This is a genomic window from Dyadobacter sp. 22481 (assembly GCF_052044875.1).
Classification (GTDB): Bacteria; Bacteroidota; Bacteroidia; order Cytophagales; family Spirosomataceae; genus Dyadobacter; species Dyadobacter endophyticus.
On the sequence record NZ_JBQENV010000002.1, the window covers coordinates 387552 to 403610 of the forward strand.

Sequence of the window (16059 nt, forward strand, 5' to 3'; positions counted from 1 at the left end):
ATACGCTAAACTTGAATTGATTTTGAATTAATAGGCTAATCAATTAAGAATTATAACCCTTTTTCCTTCACAACTTTCATGACCCCGGTCATCAGACGCCAGTGGCCCGGGAACGTACATACGAACGGATAGTCTCCAACCTGATCCGGTACCACAAACTTCAAGCGGTAGGTCTGGCCAGGGTTTACGAGCGGTGTCGCAGCCAAAACCTGAGGGATATTAGGTACATAATTCTTCTCTGCGCCGTCTTTGGCGGTGATCATCTTGTCGGCGGCAGCGCCGATGATCTCGGTAGACTTCGGACGTCCTACCACAATGTTATGCTGCATCGCATCCGGGTTTTCGAACACGATTTCAACAGTTTTACCAGCTACCGCGGTGAATTCGGTAACGGTGAACTTCATTTCCTCGCGGATAGCCTTGATCGTCACCACCTGTACATTCGGGTCGGCAGCGACTTCTTCCTTAATGCCGTAAGATTCCAGCAGGGTGGTGTAGCGGCTGCTAAGATCGTCAGGGATTGTGCTTTTAACGCTTGCCAGCAGCTTTTTGCCTTCGTCGTTGGCATCTTCCTTGCGTTTCGGGTTCCATGCGCCGAGGATACCTTTTACGATCGCATTGCGGCCCTGCGGATCGAGTGACTGCGAGGTCTGGATGAGTTTCAGCACGTCGTCGCCGCTTGCGTAAGAAGTATAGCCGCGTACGGTACGTTCGAGGGCGAAGTCGGAAAGGCGGTCGAGGCGACGCACTTCGAACGACTTGCTCATCGTATTGTTTTTGTTCTCATCTTTTTCAGGAACCACGTTATCCACGTCCACAGTCGCCGTTACATTCACTTTGCACGCTTCATCGGAAGTGAAGCCGAATGCAGTTTTCCAGGGACCGTTGTTGCCTTCTACAAGCTTCACAGTTTCGCCCGGCGCAATGCCGTTAGTGAGTTGGCGGCTGATATAGTTGGTGTTCAGCGAGCGGCTGCGGATACCGACGTTCACCGTTGGCACCTGCTCTTTGGTGACAGGTACGGAGCCAATGTTGGTAATTTCGATGGTTACCCGTGCGTACTCGCGAACGTAAGGCGTTTTTGGCTCAATGGTAATGTTCGTGATCGCCAGATCAGCCGATCCCTGAACGGTCACTTTGCTTGCGCCGTGGCCTTCGTGGTTCATGGTTGAGTGATCTGCGTGGCCAGCGGCAGAAGTTTGCTGTGCAGCACCCACCGAACCAACTTTCGCAACACGTTGAGCGATGTATTTAGTACGCAAAGCTCCATCATGCGAGTTGAGCACAGCGGCAAATGCATCCGGCATCCAGCGGTCTTCCGCATTGGAATAGGTATCGAGCAATGTAAGCACGGCTGTTTCGATTTGCGGAGTCAATGGAATTTCGGTGAATGCAAGCAAGGAGTTCAATACTACCAATGGCTCCTTGTCGTGCAATGCATCGGCTGCGAGCAACACTTCGCCGCTTGCGGCGGTGCGAGGCAATACCTGTACGGCTGTTTTGCGTACGTCGTTGGATGGGTGTTTCAATGCTTCGACAACCACCGGCAAAACTTGCGCGTCACCGATTGCATTCAGGCCTTCGAGTGTCCATAATGCGTGGATCGCAGCGGTATTCAGGCCGATTTCGTCGACCGATTTGTCTTTAACGAGTTCAACCAGTTTGGCCACCACATCTTTGTTTCCGCGTTCCACCAAAAGGCGTTGCGCATGCTGGCGCCAGAAGAGGTTATTATTTTTCAAAGTAGCAACCAGCTCGTCCGGGCGTGATTTGCTCAGAGAGATCGGCGTGTATTTCGGAGCGTTTTTCCAGGCAATGCGGTAGAGGCGGCCGTGGGTGAAATCGCGCAGCGGCGTTTCGTAAGCATTGCCTTTTCCGTTTTCAGAACCCTTGGGGGTCGGGTTATGCTGGATAATGTAGCTGTACCAGTCGGCTACCCACACGGCGCCATCCGGACCAACTTCCGCGAATACGGGAGCAACCCATTCGTCGGCGCCCGCAAGCAGGTTAAAACCGAGTTGATCCTCGTAGTCGGTACCTTTTTTCACCATCACGTTGCGGTGCAGAATGTGGCCGGTAGGCTCGGAAACGAATGCTACTTTGTTCCAATACTCTTTCGGGTACGCGCGGGCGGTGTAGAAGTTGTGGCCCGCAGCGGCTGTAAATCCACCAAAAACGTCAACCTGACGCACTTTTGGCGTGATCGGTTGCATGTCTTTGTGGGTATCGGTACTGCGGCTTCCGTTATCGACTTTGCTGGCTCCGAAATAGCGGTTTGGGATGGCGCTGTACCAGCCGTGCGAGTTGTTGGCAGTAGAACCAAACAGATCGCCCGCCTCATTGAAGCCGAGTCCCCAGGTGTTGTTAGAAGTTTTGGCAACGATTTCCATATCCGAACCATCCGGCTTGAAGCGGAACAATGCCTGACCGAAATCAAGATCCCCGCTTTTGCCCACTTTGCCTTTGAAGCCCGAGTAACCTACCGAACCGTAAACCCAGTTGTCAAAACCATAATGCAGGTTGGAAGGTCCCGCGTGGGTATCGCCGGTTCCGAAGCCCGAGAATAGGATTTTCTTCACATCAGCCTTGTCGTCGCCGTCGGTATCCTGCAAAAACAGCATATGCGGTGCCTGCGACACCACCAGTCCACCGTTGGCGAATGCCAGGCCGGTTGGAATGCTTAAATCATCGGAAAACTTGGTGAATTTATCCGCCTTGCCGTCCTTGTTCGTATCCTCGCAGATCAGGATGTAGTCGCTACCGCCTGTGTCTTTCCGTTCGTTGGGATAATCTTTGGTGATGAGTACATACAATCTGCCGCGCTCGTCCCACGTCATTGCGATCGGGTGCATCACATCAGGCTCGTGTGCGAAGACGTCCAATGTAAAGTCAACCGGGATCTGAATGTGTTTCACAGACTCTTCCGGCGAAAGCGGCAGTTGCTGCAATTGCGGACCAGGGCGCTGCTCGTAGTTAGGAAGTTGTGCCGCGCGGTATTCGAATGGTTTCGGGGCCAATGCAGCCAATGCTTTGCGAGCATCATCGTTTACAGCCCAAAGGATACCTTTTTCGATCAGGTCCTGGAAACCTTGCGTACCCCAGGTGCGCTCGTCATGGCCGTATGCCGTATAGAAAATGCGGCCTTTGCCATGGGTTCTCACCCAGGTATAAGGCTCTTTTTGCTGTCCGGGACGGTCTTTCTCCTGGTCTTTCTGGATCAGACGCTCGGTGAGGACAATGTTATCGGGTTGCAGCAATGTATGCAAATACGTTTCATCCACCGTTTTGAATGGTTTCACGCCTGCGATTGCCGGGTGATCGGGCTTGGTCCATACCGGCTGGATCGTGTCCCAGGTATGGCGCCAGAACTGCCCGCCGATCAGTTTCACCACCTCCGCATTATTACGGAAGCAGTAAGAAGCGCAGTGAACGGGGATAAAGCCTTTTCCGCTCGCCACATAGTCGAGCAGCGACTTAGCCTGCTGCGGGGCGATCGAGTCCCAGTTGGCATACAGCATCAATGCATCGTACTTGTTCAGCGTCTCAGGGTTCAGGTCGTTGAGGTTATCCGTGTAGGTAAAGTTGAACCCTTTGGGACCCAAAGCCGCCATGATCTGCGGAATGCGTTCGGCGGGCTTGTGATGCCCTTTGTCGCCTAAAAACAGGATTTCCAATCGGCGTGCTTTCGCCTCGCTCTTGGAAGAAGCATTTTTAACCGACGCGTTCTGGGAGGTCTGCTGAGAGGCACATCCCAGCAGGATAATACCTAGGATAAAGGATAACGCTTTGGTTTTCATCGAGGTTAATTGTTTCTTGTTGTAATGGAATTGGTTGGCTTGCAGTGTGTGATTTTTATTGGCATCTCGCGTTGCCCTTCGACTTCGCTCAGAGTGACAATTCACGCATGTCACCCTGAGCGAAGTCGAAGGGCAATGTACTAAGTCGCTTTACACATTCTTAAAATCCGGCAACTTGATAATCGCCCCGCCCTGCAATGCCGACTCGTGCGCCAGGATACCTACGCTGGTCCAGTTGGCCGACTGCCATGCATTCGGGAATGGCTCGCGGTCTTCGATCAATGCGCTGATGAACTCGTGCGCCAGGTGCGGGTGCGAGCCACCGTGGCCGCCGCCCTGCACGAACGACAAGTGCGCGTTTTCATCCAGGTTATAAACGCCGTGACCTGTGAAATGACGGATTTCCTCCGGCAAATAATGTGCGTAATCAGGCGTCGTTACTTTTTCAGCGATTTCATGCTCAGGCTTTTTCGCCGTGTGGATCACAGGATCTTCGCCTTCGATCAGCGGCCATTCGAATGATTTTTTGCTGCCGTACACCTCGAAGCTCTCGCGGTACTGACGCGCCACGTCGAACAAAGAGCGGTACACATAAGCCGAGAGGTCGCTGTCTTTGAACTTAATATGAGCAGATTCTACTGCGAACGGCGAATTGTGGATCTTGATCAGGTCTTCCGAGATGGTTCCTGAACCGAAGCATGAAACGTACTCGGCTTCCAATTTCAGCAAACCGGCTACGGGGCCTACGCAGTGCGTTGCATAGTGCATCGGAGGCAATCCCGGCCAGTAGTCGGGCCAGCCTTCCATATCCTGCTGGTGGCTCGCTTTGAGGAACTGCACTTTACCAAGCTCGCCTTTTTCGTACAATTCTTTCACAAAAAGGAATTCGCGGGCATATACCACGGTTTCCATCATCATATATTTTTTGCCCGTTTCGCGGGTGGCTTTCACGATCTCGATGCAGTCCTCTACGCTCGTAGCCATCGGTACTGTACAAGCCACGTGCTTGCCCGCGCGGAGTGCTTTCAATGTCTGCTCTGCGTGGTTAGGGATAGGTGAGTTGATGTGGACCGCGTCGATGTTAGGATCTTTCAGCAGTTCGTCATAGTCGGTGTAGCGTACTTCAATGCCGTACTGGTCGCCAACTTCATTCAGTTTCGATTCGGTACGCTGGCAAATCGCGTACATATTGGCATTGGGATGTTGCTGGTAGATGGGAATAAACTCGGCGCCGAAGCCTAATCCGATAATGGCAACATTAATTTTCTTAGACATATTGATTAACAGGTTAATGATTCAGTAGATCAGCGATTTAGCGAAAAAACGGGTTGTTTCGGCCAGGATCGCCCGCCGGATTGGCCGGTGTTTCAAGATGAGTTGGTATGGATACTAATCGACAATACAATTTTAAAACAAAATAGTGCTAAAAACTTTTCAGGTTTTGATTAGTACTGTGCGTATTTTGACCTGTTTTTAGATTAATATCATTTTTAATGCAAAAAATAGCTAGAATAAGTGCCCCGAAATGCCGATTTTGCGATAATTAGGCCGTTTTCTTTACCAAAATTCTCAATATCACGTTTCGGTGTGTCCGGGAGAAGCGGAGTAATCCGTCGCAAGAGAGCCGAATGAAAAATTTAAACCGTCGGCTACTGACCCAAAGGACTTTACAGGGCATTACTTTTTTCCCGCCCGGGGAAGAAGTTTATAGTGTCCCAAATTTCCCTAAATTGCTTTTCATATTTTACGGAACCCTGACATAACCCATTAATAACCTACCTCATGTTCCTAAGAAGAGATTTTATAAAAGCGGGCGCGCTGGCGGTCGCTGGCTTGGCCGTACCCAAATGGTCGTTTGCCAAAAGTGCTGATTTTCCGGTAGTCCGCATACCGGCCGATAAACGCAGTTTCACAAGCCCGGCCGTGGAAGCGACCATTGCCCGCATGAAAAAGGTCATCAAAGACCCCGAACTGGCATGGCTTTTCGAAAACTGCTTTCCTAATACCATCGATACCACCGTACATTATAACCCGGTAGACGGCAAGCCCGATACTTTCGTGATCACCGGCGACATCGACGCCATGTGGCTCCGTGACAGTACGGCGCAGGTTTGGCCTTATTTGCCGTTGCTGAAAGAAGATCCGAAGCTAAAAGACATGGTCGCCGGGCTTATCAACCGGCAGACCAAATGCATTTTGATTGATCCATATGCGAACGCATTCTACGATCGCCCGAAAGAGAGCGAGTGGAGCAAGGACCAAACCAAGATGAACCCCATGCTCCACGAGCGCAAATGGGAGCTCGATTCGCTCTGCTATACCATTCGTTTGGCATACAACTACTGGAAAACTACCGGCGACACCAAGCCATTCGACGCCGATTGGTTGAAGGCCATGGAACTGGTACTGCAAACTTGTAAGGAACAACAGCGCAAAGACGGGCCAGGGCCTTACAAATTCGGTCGTGTCACGTCCTGGTCTACCGATACCGTTCCGGGTAACGGCTACGGTAACCCGATCAAACCGGTGGGGCTTATTGCCAGCACATTCCGGCCGTCGGATGATGCAACCATTTTCCCATTCTTTATTCCTTCAAACTTCTTCGCCGTTGTGTCCTTCCGCGAAGTAGCCGAGTTGCTGGAAAAAGCGTCCGCTACTAAAAATGCGAAGCTGGCGGCTGATTTCCGGGCACTGGCTGCGGAGGTGGAAGCTGCATTGAAAAAGCATGCGGTCATAGACCATACCCGGTTCGGGAAGATCTATGCGTTTGAGGCAGATGGCTTTGGAAATCATGTAATGATGGATGATGCGGGCATTCCGGGGCTTATCAGCTTGCCTTATCTGAATGCCCTGTCAGTCAAAGACCCGATTTACATCAATACCCGGAAATATGTGCTGAGCGATTCCAATCCTTATTTCTTCAAAGGAAAAGCCGGCGAAGGGCTGGGGAGCCCGCATACGCTGGTGAACCAGGTCTGGCCGATGGGTATCATCGCGCGCGCTATTACTTCTACGGACGACAAGGAGATCGAGGCACAGCTGAAACTCCTCAAAACCACGCATAACCACACCGGTTTTATGCACGAGTCGTTTGACAAGGACGATGATTCGAAATTTACGCGTAAATGGTTCGCGTGGGTAAACACCCTGTTCGGGGAATTGATCCTGAAACTCGAAAAAGAACGCCCGCACCTGCTGGCGAAAGTATATTAAGCAAATTACGAGAATGCGAACCTTAAATGCCTCCCGGACTACAACCGGGAGGCATTTTTGTTGGGCCGGACTATTAGGTTTCTTCCAAACCGGACGCAATCCTGCGCCGGCCGGCAGGCTACATTTGGTTTGAAAACAATGCCGATATGCAACCCGAAACCATCCGTACCGACTGGACACCCGACGAGATCGAAGCCATTTACAATCGTCCCTTACTACAACTGATCTACGATGCGTCTACCGTCCACCGGCAGTGGCACGACCCGGAGCGCATTCAGGTATGTACATTGTTGTCCATCAAAACCGGCGGATGTCCCGAAGACTGCGCCTATTGCGGACAGGCTGCGCGTTACCAGACCGGCATTAATGTAAAAGCACTGATGAAAAAGGACGACGTGGTGGCCATCGCCCGCCGCGCCCGTGAGGGCGGCTCGAGCCGTTTCTGCATGGCTGCCGCGTGGCGTGAAGTGAAAGACAACCGCGATTTCGACCGGGTACTGGAAATGGTGACCGAAGTAGCCGCGTTGGGCCTCGAAGTATGTTGTACCCTCGGCATGCTCACCGAAACCCAGGCCGAAAAGCTCAAAGCTGCCGGCCTTTATGCCTACAACCACAACCTCGACTCTTCTGCCAAATATTACGAGCAAATCATTACCACCCGCACCTACGACGACCGCCTCCACACGGTCGACCACGTGCGTAAAGCGGGCATATCCGTATGCTGCGGAGGCATTATCGGCCTCGGCGAAACCCGTGAAAACCGCATTCAAATGCTTCACACGCTATCCACCATGCCCGAGCACCCCGAATCCGTACCTGTAAACGCGCTCGCTCGCGTACAGGGTACACCGTTGGGCGATATGAAAAAGGTGGACACCTGGGAAATGGTGCGAATGATCGCCACCGCGCGCATTCTGATGCCGAAAGCGATGGTCCGCCTCAGCGCCGGGCGTATGGAAATGAGTGAGTATGAGCAGGCATTCTGCTTTATGGCCGGGGCCAATTCCATCTTTACGAATGAGAATGGGGAGTTGCTCGTGACGCCGAATCCGGGGATGAGCCAGGACCGGGAGATGATGGAGGTTTTGGGGTTGAAGGCTTTGGTTAAAGAGGAGGTGAATGCTTAGCGATGTTGGTGGCGTCTAGCTTTGCAATTAACGTAGTTACACGAAGTTGATTGACGATGTGTTCGCGCATTTCGGGCGTGACATGAGTTAGATTTTCGGTGAATAAGTATGTTTCAATGAGCGTGTTGAGGGATTCGATCATTTCGCTACCGCTATCTTTCAGGAAGAAGTCTTCAACTATTTTCTGTTGCAAGGTCGCCGGGTCGTCGACGTTGGTAGGGCTATTGGTTTGAGATTGAAGTGTGTCCATAATCCCGTAAAGTTTAATTTTAACAATATGCTGTCCTATCTTTTGTGTGTGGGATTGTCCCACATATGAGGGGCAAAATTTTTATTTCAACTTAAAAGTGATGATAGTCTTCTCGTGAAAATCACCAAAATCGGACAGAATCTCTTTCATGCGCTTCTGTGAAATCCCTTTTTTGAAGGTATAGTCACGCCATGCATTGCGGTATCTGCCTTCTTTGGTTTCTGCGGGGATCGCGGGGTAGATGTTGTTAAGCCACCATTCGAACGCTTCCTCCACAGAACTGAAAGTCTGCATGAAGTAAAGTTAATGATTTGTGGGGAAAACCCACAACTTGATAAGAAAATTTATTAGCCCTAGTTATTATTAAACGTGATCCAGGATGAAGTCAGCAGGAATGTCGAGTTTATCTCTAATCACTTTCAGGAGCGAAACATCCGGCTTCTGATCTCCACTAATGATCATTTCAAGCTCTTCCTGCGAAATTCCAAGTGTTTGAGCAAGGTCTTGATTGTCGCATCTCATATCGTACATTCGTTGTTCCAATATATCTTCGAGTGAGGAGGGTTCTGGAATTGGGTAGATACTTTGTTCATACGCCATCAACGCCTCGCCCATAGCCCGAATATGCTGTCTCTCTTCACGTGTAGTATTTGCTGAATTTATTTTCATCAATGCTCCTACCTTTTCAAGTAGGTCGGCTTGCTCCTCGTCGTTTGTGACCTTGTAGGTTATTTTCGCTCTTTTCATAGTGACTGAACGTTTACTTTGTCATATTGCTTATGAGTTCCGATAAACCGAATGTATAATGTCCTAACTGGAAAATGGATTCGTGCAATAAGTCGATACTTGTTGCCTTTGATATTAAATACAAATAGGTCGTCACCAATTGAATCGACGGAGTTAAAACAGTGCTTCAGCTCATGGAAAGTTCTGAAATTCTTCTTATTCATAGTTCTTGCCCAAGTGTTTAACGCTTGATCAGCATCGGGATATTTAAATATGAAATGTCGAAGAGTAGAATCAGTGAATATAACCATAATGTGTGATGAAGTGCTAATAAAAATCCCTGATAAAGCTAAGTGACTCTTAGTTTTATCAGGGATCCCTTTATCAACTAACCGATTTTACTTATCCGGCGTAAAAATGATTAACTAACAGTCACTTTCGCTCGGCTACCGACTGCATGTGGCGCGACACTTTTTTTGATCACCTTCTTCTCCTTCTTAAACTTCCTCCCAACCCAAATAATCACCCCCGTAACCGGCAGCGTAGCAGTAATGAGCGCCACAATCAAAGCTAAAATCTTCGTAGGCAACCCCCAAAGGCTCCCGGTATGAATCGGAAACACCAACCTACGCACTTTCATGCCCGTGGTTTCATCATCATAAAGCCGCTTGCTGAGCAAATGGCCGTCGTTCTGGTCGAAATAAAGGAAATCGACCACATTGGCGATGGAAGCGTTTTCGTTGACTTTGGAAATGGTAATCGAAAGGCTGTCGGATTCAGGAAGTGTGAATTGAATGCGGCCAGGATGGGGGAGCAGGCGATTGGTTTCGGCGGTGATTTTGGCTAATGTGCCGGTGGAAGCAGCATTAGTAATGCCCATGTTCGCAGGCGCCTCGCGTTTTTGTTGCGGCTTGCCGTCGAAGGCCAGGTAAATCATGTTATTGACCCATTTGTAGCTCCAAACCAGGCCGGTCAATGCAATCAGAAATGTAAATGGCAGTACGTAAAAGCCGAAAACAGCGTGGAGGTCCCAGTTGAGACGCTTGAATTTGGCCCCCCATTTGATGGTGAGGCGCTGCTTGGTTTGCTTGCGGTTAGGCCACCAAAGGACGAGTCCCGTAATCATAATAACCAGGAACATCACACAAGCTACCCCCGTAATCAACTTGCCTGTGTCTTCCAGGCACAGGTACCGGTGCAATTGAAGCACAATGTGGAAAAACGATTCGTATTCGCGGCGTGTGTCCGTGATTTCGGCGGTATAAGGATTTACAGCCACGGAAAGAACATCCTTTTCTTTCTTGCCTTTCACCAACCCAAATATGACCGTCCGGTCGGGGTGAGGCTCAATGGTGATGCGAGCAATGCGTTGCTTGGGACAGGCGCTCGCAACGGCGGCATGGAGATTATCCATCGGAAGCGGAGACTGATCTTTCGGGACTTCAACGACGTGGAATTTGCGGTAAATCACCGGTTCGAGCTCTTCTTCGAAAACCAGGATGCTTCCGGTGAGCGCCACTATAAAAACCACAAGGCCGGAGGAAACCCCCAGCCATAAGTGTAGTTGCGATGCAATTTTCTTGAATGTCTTTTTCACGGATTTGATGAAATAGCACGCATTTTAAAAGGTGTAAGAAATAGTCGCCATGAAGTTGCGCGGCGCGCCGGGGAAGAGGCGCAGGTAATCGTAACCGCCTACCCAATAAGTTTTGTTACCCAGGTTATTAAGGTTCACCTGGAACTGAAATTTGTCGATTTTGTAGTAAAGAGCTCCATTCAGCAAGGCATAACCCGGCAAGGTCTGGCTGTTGTTCAGCGAGAGGTTGCGCTCGGTCACGAAGTTTCCGCCGAGGCCTACTCCGAAGCCGCTGAGGAAGTTGTTTACGAAGGTGTATTTCGTCCAAATGCTTCCCTGATTTTTCGGGGCATTCGGTTTTTGCAGATTTACGAACACCTGGTCTGCGGCGCGTGAACCCGCGTCGGTGATCTTTGCGTCGTTGTAGCTGTAAGTTGCGATGACGTTCCAATTTGGGAGAATGTTTCCTGTCACATCAAATTCTACCCCTTTTGCGGTTTCTTTGCCGACCTGGATCATCAGATCGGGCCTGTCGGCTGCATTGGCAGAGTACAAAGTGTTGGTCTGCGTGATATTGTAAACCGAAACGTTCGCGGTTAGGCGGCCATCGAGCCATTCGGTTTTCAAACCAGCTTCCGAAAGGCTGCTGCGGATCGGGTCGAACGGCCCGCCCGACAATGGGTTGCTTTGTACAACCGGATCCTGCGGATTGTAACCCTGTGTGTAGGTACCATACACATTAATATGATTAGTCAAGGAATACACAGCCCCAATCCGCGGCAGCAATGCATGCTGCGTTACATTCGACTCGTTGTTGGTGGTGTAGCCTTTCTTGTCGATATAAGTATCGTAACGCAGGCCAAGAAGGATTTGCAGGCGCTTGATTTTCAATTGTTCCTGCAAATACAAGCCGTGTAATTTGTAAAGTACCGGCGTGGTCGCTGCATTCGCGGTGACGTTGTAAATGTATTTGGAAGGATCTTCCATATTGTTATTCTGCAGCGTCAGGTCGTAATGCGAAATGTTCGGCTTGGGGATGCTGTAAGTCACGCCGTTTTCTACGTAGTTGTAGAAAACATATTTCTCTGGTGTCTTGGCATTGTAGGCTGCCGCGCCACCGGCTTTGAGCAGGTAGCCATTTGCAGTTTGCTGACCGGAACCTTTTGGTGTCGACGACTGGATGAAGTCATACCCGGCCACCAGTTTATGCTCTGCGATACCCGTGTTGAAGTTATGGTTAAAAAACAATGACACATTATCCATGAACGACTTGGTTTTACGGATAAATACCTGGCGGGCGACGAGGTTTTCAATTGCCTTTCCAGCCGAGTCGACGCCATTCGTGTTGCTGCTGCGGTGTTCGAGCAGGTCTTCGGAGTAACCTGTGCGCAGGTAAGCGATGTTGAATGAGGTGTTTTGGGTAAACTGATGGTTCAATGAAGTCGTGATCAGATAGGTTTCTTCATTGAGATAATCATTCACCGCATTCAATGACGTGCGGATCGAGCTTGAATAAAGGTCGTTGCCTTTAACTGACTGCCCACGGTCGAGGCGGCTGTTGGAGCGGTTGAAAACAAGGTCGAAGTTGATGCGGGTCTTTTCGGTAGGCAGAAATGATACCGATGGCGCAATGATGATGTTTTTGTCAAACTGCATATTCCGGAAGCCCTGAGCATTCACATAACCAAGATTGAGGCGGTAAAGCAGAGTCTTGCTTTCGTTCATCGGGCCGGTGAAATCGGCTAGCGTACGCAGGGTATTGAAGCTGCCGGTTGTAAAACTCAATGATTTTTGAGGCGTTGCGAGCGGTTTTTTGGTGACACGATTGATGGTACCACCCGGGGAAGTATTGCCATATAGTGCAGAGGCGGCGCCTTTGATCACTTCCACGCGTTCGAGGTAGTTAACCGGCGGCTGTTTCCAGAAACCAGAGAATGTACGGAGGCCATTCACAAGTTGGGTAGTGCTGCCGCCATTCATACGGAAACCGCGGATCGTCAGGTCATCATAAAACGTGAACTGGTTCACACCACTCATGTTCTTCACGGCATCGCCCATGAGGAACGTGCCCTGGTCGCGCATTACTTCCTTGGTAATGTAGGCGATCGCCTGCGGCACCTCTTTAATGGGCGTCGCGGTTTTGCTGGCGATGAAAGAAAGGTCGTTTTTATAAGTGGTTTCGCGGCGACCGGTGATCTCCACGGTTTGCAGTTCCTGTGTGTTTTCTTCGGAGACGATTTCAAGTGTAACGGTCTCGTCCGCCTTCAGATGCACGCTGCGGTCGATACGTTTGATGCCTACGCCTGTGCCCACCAGCTGATAACGCCCGGGAGACAATGCATTAAATTCAAAATCGCCGCCGGCGTCGGTAAGTGTTCCCTTGCCTGTCCCTTTGAGGATCAGGTTGATAGACTCCGCAGGCTGCCCCGCGGCGTTTTTAATATTGCCTTTGATCTGACCCGTTTGTGCGAAAGCGCCAGAGCAGCAAAGAGAAAGGATGAGTAAGCAGAATATCCTCATGATACAGGGATTAAATAAAATAGCTAATGCCGAAGCGGTGGCAAAAGTAGTCTTATTTAGACCAATCCCAAATAATGAATTCTGTTATTCTTCGCTCATTTTTTAATTCGTTCTAATTATTCAATTTTTTCTGCCAATATTTTTATAACCAATCAAATGTGGCTAAAAGTTACATTTGATTGGTTATAAAATGAGACGGTAATTCCTGATTTGACTATCCGAGGTTGGATTTAATGAATGCCAGTCCGTCACGCATGAGCTGCTCTTCGGAATCGAACATTTTGCGCCAGATATTGGCAACCGGCAATTTCGGGCTGAATGCCTCGATGCTGATCCATCCGTCATACTTAATGTCGCGGATCGATTGGAACACGCCTTCCCAATCCACATTGCCCTTGCCAGGCGTGGAACGGTCGTTTTCGGAAAGCTGGATGAATGAAATCCGGTCACCGGCCTTACGAATGGTGTCGCCGATATTCTTCTCCTCGATGTTCGCGTGGAAAGTGTCGAACATGATCTTGACATTCGGATGGTTCACATCGTCGACGAAGCGAATAATCTCGTCGCCGCAACTGGTCAGGTATAGTTCGAAGCGGTTCAGGTATTCCAAACCGAGGGTAATGTCGAGCGATTCAGCATAATCTGCTACTTCGCGGATTCCCTCGATTCCCCACCGCCATTCATCCTCAGTTGCCGGTTGTCCTGTAAAAATGCCCAGTGCGGAATGGTAAGGGCCCATTAAGCGACTCGCCCCGAGCACCAGCGAACAATCTAAAGCGCTTTTTAAATGGTCGATCGTGTGGCGGCGCATGGCGGGGTCGGCGCTGATCAAATGTTCCGAAGGTCCGCAGATTGTATCGGTCTCGCAGGCGAGGCCCAGGCTGTCGAGCTTCTGGCGGAACTTGAACCAATGTTCGGGATTTGTATTGAAAATCGGCACTTCAACGCCGTCAAAGCCGATCTCTTTAATGAGTTCGAGGGTTGGAAACAGGCTTTCGTCAATCTGGGTTCCCCACAAAAGGAGGTTCATGCTGTACTTCATCAAAAATCGGATTTATCTCGCTGGCGAATGGGTAAGTCGGGAGTTAGGTTCCCGGTTCTTTTCAGTATACAATCTTAAAGTAAAAAAGTACTGTTCAATATACACGTTTTGACGAGTAGTTAGCTAATATTGATAAGTTGACAGGTACCTATGGGAATATTGGGTTAAAATTGAATCACAGCCTAAAAAAGAATGGCGGCCCTTTTAAAAAGGACCGCCATTGATGAAGCGTATTTTAATGCTATTTACTGGACTCGGCTGAAAATGAGCTGGTTGCTGTTTTCGTAATAAAGAACCAGCTTATTGGTTTTCAAATCGTACAAATTCACGTTGGGTAGCGCATTCACGAACAGGTTTCCCCAGCTAGTCTCCGCCCTTTCGGTCCCGCCCCCTCCAATCTGTATCGTATTTTGCTGGGCGGTTTCGTAAAAACCAGTGAGAATGTTCGTGGAAGTGGTGCCTTCCAGTTCGCCTTTGTCTTTAAAATTGAGGCCTATATCCATCACGCCTTTGGTAGTAGCGGGTTTGCTGATGGTGTCATCCTCCTGCACGATACTTTCCAATTGCCATTTGCCGGTCAACTCCACGTTGCTGCTGATTGTGGTAGTTTTTCCACAACCGGTCAGCAGCGAAAAAAACAGCACGTATGCTGTCGGAATTAGAAGGCCTTTCATACACGTAAATAAGTTTCAGAACTACCTAAGATTGACATCGAGCTCGCGAAAAAGGTTGCAAAAAAGTTAAGCGGCTCTATAAATTTATAAAAAATGTGCCAGCGTTCCGAACGTGGGCAGCATAATTTATAACGGTTGAAAACTGATAATCTTTTGCTGGCGGCTCAATCTATTTTTAGGAATAAAATTCAATAGTGATCGTATTTTGATATTAATAATGTAATATTGCCAATATTTTGGGTAAAATTCTGACAGAATATGAAAGCACCCATTCATAAAAATATAGAGAGCCAGGTTCGTACTGTGACGGTGCACGAGCTGAGAGAGCCCCATTTTGACCCCAATTGGCATTTTCACCCGCATTACCAATTATTTACCGTTCTAGAGGGAACTGGCAAACGGTTGATAGGTGATTCGATCCAGACGTTCGGTCCGGGTGATACGGTATTTCTCGGCCCCGATGTGCCACACCTTTGGCGCAGCGACCCGGCCTATTTTGAACCAGGTTCCCAGTTGATAACCCACGGGATCGTGCTCTATTTTCAGGAAGATTTTCTGGGAAAAGACTTTCTTGAAAAGCCGGAAATGCTCGGGCTTCGTCAGTTACTGGCCGATTCAAAAAGAGGGATTTGTTATAAGGGCGCGCTCGCCGAACATATTCGCGAGGAATTGATTTCGCTCACCGCCGTCGAAGGCTTTAAAGGGATATTGCAGCTGCTAACCTTGCTCGACAAGCTCGCGCATGACAACAGCGGCGAGTTTATTTCGAGTTACGGTTATGTCAACAACTTTAAAGTATCGGAAACCGAGCGGATGCAGAAGGTACACAACTATGTGCTCCAACATTTCTTCCAGGAAATCCGCCTAAGTGATGTCGCTTCCCTCGCCGGCATGACCGAAGCCGCATTCTGCCGCTACTTCAAGGCGCGGTCCAACAAGACCTTTATCGACTTTGTCAATGAGATCCGCATCGGGCACGCCTGTAAGCTTCTTCTGGAAGACAAATGGACCATCGCGCAAATTGCCTACGACAGCGGTTTCGATTCGCTATCGAACTTTAACAGGAACTTCAAAAAGTACATCGGGCATACGCCGAGGGAGTATAAGGGGAATTATTGAAACAAAAACGGGGAG

Annotated in this window: 13 protein-coding genes; 3 read left to right on the forward strand and 10 right to left on the reverse strand. The window is 49.5% G+C overall.

Translation table 11 applies throughout. From position 1 onward, the window contains the following. Positions 1-50: 50 nt before the first annotated feature. Together ACTJJJ_RS11660 and ACTJJJ_RS11665 are read right to left on the reverse strand one after the other, a co-directional pair. A complete protein-coding gene (locus ACTJJJ_RS11660; protein WP_440701890.1) occupies positions 51-3797 on the reverse strand; it encodes a PVC-type heme-binding CxxCH protein in 3747 nt (1248 codons plus the stop codon). Positions 3798-3947: 150 nt separating this feature from the next. Continuing rightward, on the reverse strand, positions 3948-5072 hold the full coding sequence (locus ACTJJJ_RS11665; RefSeq protein ID WP_188935005.1) for a Gfo/Idh/MocA family protein: 1125 nt from the start codon (positions 5070-5072) through the stop codon (positions 3948-3950). A 507-nt stretch (positions 5073-5579) separates the two neighbouring features. Here ACTJJJ_RS11665 and ACTJJJ_RS11670 point away from each other — a divergent pair. Then, positions 5580-7010: a glycoside hydrolase family 125 protein gene (locus ACTJJJ_RS11670; protein WP_440701891.1), complete on the forward strand. Its 1431-nt coding sequence runs from the start codon at positions 5580-5582 to the stop codon at positions 7008-7010. Between the two features lie 146 nt (positions 7011-7156). Beyond that, on the forward strand, positions 7157-8137 hold the full coding sequence (bioB, locus tag ACTJJJ_RS11675) for a biotin synthase BioB (protein WP_440701892.1): 981 nt from the start codon (positions 7157-7159) through the stop codon (positions 8135-8137). Here bioB and ACTJJJ_RS11680 read toward each other — a convergent pair. From ACTJJJ_RS11680 to ACTJJJ_RS11715, 8 genes are all read right to left on the reverse strand, one after another. Then, positions 8115-8387, reverse strand: coding sequence for a hypothetical protein (locus ACTJJJ_RS11680; RefSeq protein WP_426292744.1), 273 nt, complete (start codon positions 8385-8387; stop codon positions 8115-8117). The genes bioB and ACTJJJ_RS11680 overlap by 23 nt on opposite strands. An 81-nt stretch (positions 8388-8468) precedes the next feature. After that, entirely contained in the window at positions 8469-8681 is a 213-nt protein-coding gene (locus ACTJJJ_RS11685; protein ID WP_426292745.1) for a hypothetical protein, read from the reverse strand. Between the two features lie 69 nt (positions 8682-8750). Next, positions 8751-9134 (reverse strand): transcriptional regulator, encoded by a 384-nt coding sequence (locus tag ACTJJJ_RS11690; RefSeq protein WP_440701893.1) that lies wholly within the window; start codon positions 9132-9134, stop codon positions 8751-8753. After that, positions 9131-9424: a type II toxin-antitoxin system HigB family toxin gene (locus tag ACTJJJ_RS11695; RefSeq protein ID WP_440701894.1), complete on the reverse strand. Its 294-nt coding sequence runs from the start codon at positions 9422-9424 to the stop codon at positions 9131-9133. The genes ACTJJJ_RS11690 and ACTJJJ_RS11695 overlap by 4 nt, the downstream gene beginning before the upstream one ends. Before the next feature lie 110 nt (positions 9425-9534). Next, entirely contained in the window at positions 9535-10710 is a 1176-nt protein-coding gene (locus tag ACTJJJ_RS11700; RefSeq protein WP_440701895.1) for a PepSY-associated TM helix domain-containing protein, read from the reverse strand. Between the two features lie 24 nt (positions 10711-10734). After that, on the reverse strand, positions 10735-13209 hold the full coding sequence (locus tag ACTJJJ_RS11705) for a TonB-dependent siderophore receptor (RefSeq protein ID WP_440701896.1): 2475 nt from the start codon (positions 13207-13209) through the stop codon (positions 10735-10737). 214 nt (positions 13210-13423) lie between these two features. Next, entirely contained in the window at positions 13424-14251 is an 828-nt protein-coding gene (locus ACTJJJ_RS11710; RefSeq protein WP_440701897.1) for a sugar phosphate isomerase/epimerase family protein, read from the reverse strand. A gap of 245 nt (positions 14252-14496) precedes the next feature. Continuing rightward, positions 14497-14925 (reverse strand): META domain-containing protein, encoded by a 429-nt coding sequence (locus ACTJJJ_RS11715; protein WP_426292751.1) that lies wholly within the window; start codon positions 14923-14925, stop codon positions 14497-14499. A 258-nt stretch (positions 14926-15183) separates the two neighbouring features. On the opposite strand from ACTJJJ_RS11715, the gene ACTJJJ_RS11720 reads away from it, so the two are divergent. Then, complete coding sequence (locus tag ACTJJJ_RS11720; RefSeq protein WP_188934988.1) at positions 15184-16044, forward strand: AraC family transcriptional regulator; 861 nt, start codon at positions 15184-15186, stop codon at positions 16042-16044. The last annotated feature ends 15 nt before the right edge of the window (positions 16045-16059 follow it).

Coding starts and splice junctions, on each gene's coding strand:
- ACTJJJ_RS11720 (WP_188934988.1), top strand. CDS start 15,184: ATGAAAGCACCCATTCATAAAAATATAGAGAGCCAGGTTCGTACTGTG.
- ACTJJJ_RS11665 (WP_188935005.1), bottom strand. CDS start 5,072: ATGTCTAAGAAAATTAATGTTGCCATTATCGGATTAGGCTTCGGCGCC.
- ACTJJJ_RS11715 (WP_426292751.1), bottom strand. CDS start 14,925: ATGAAAGGCCTTCTAATTCCGACAGCATACGTGCTGTTTTTTTCGCTG.
- ACTJJJ_RS11680 (WP_426292744.1), bottom strand. CDS start 8,387: ATGGACACACTTCAATCTCAAACCAATAGCCCTACCAACGTCGACGAC.
- bioB (WP_440701892.1), top strand. CDS start 7,157: ATGCAACCCGAAACCATCCGTACCGACTGGACACCCGACGAGATCGAA.
- ACTJJJ_RS11685 (WP_426292745.1), bottom strand. CDS start 8,681: ATGCAGACTTTCAGTTCTGTGGAGGAAGCGTTCGAATGGTGGCTTAAC.
- ACTJJJ_RS11690 (WP_440701893.1), bottom strand. CDS start 9,134: ATGAAAAGAGCGAAAATAACCTACAAGGTCACAAACGACGAGGAGCAA.
- ACTJJJ_RS11705 (WP_440701896.1), bottom strand. CDS start 13,209: ATGAGGATATTCTGCTTACTCATCCTTTCTCTTTGCTGCTCTGGCGCT.
- ACTJJJ_RS11695 (WP_440701894.1), bottom strand. CDS start 9,424: ATGGTTATATTCACTGATTCTACTCTTCGACATTTCATATTTAAATAT.
- ACTJJJ_RS11670 (WP_440701891.1), top strand. CDS start 5,580: ATGTTCCTAAGAAGAGATTTTATAAAAGCGGGCGCGCTGGCGGTCGCT.
- ACTJJJ_RS11660 (WP_440701890.1), bottom strand. CDS start 3,797: ATGAAAACCAAAGCGTTATCCTTTATCCTAGGTATTATCCTGCTGGGA.
- ACTJJJ_RS11710 (WP_440701897.1), bottom strand. CDS start 14,251: ATGAAGTACAGCATGAACCTCCTTTTGTGGGGAACCCAGATTGACGAA.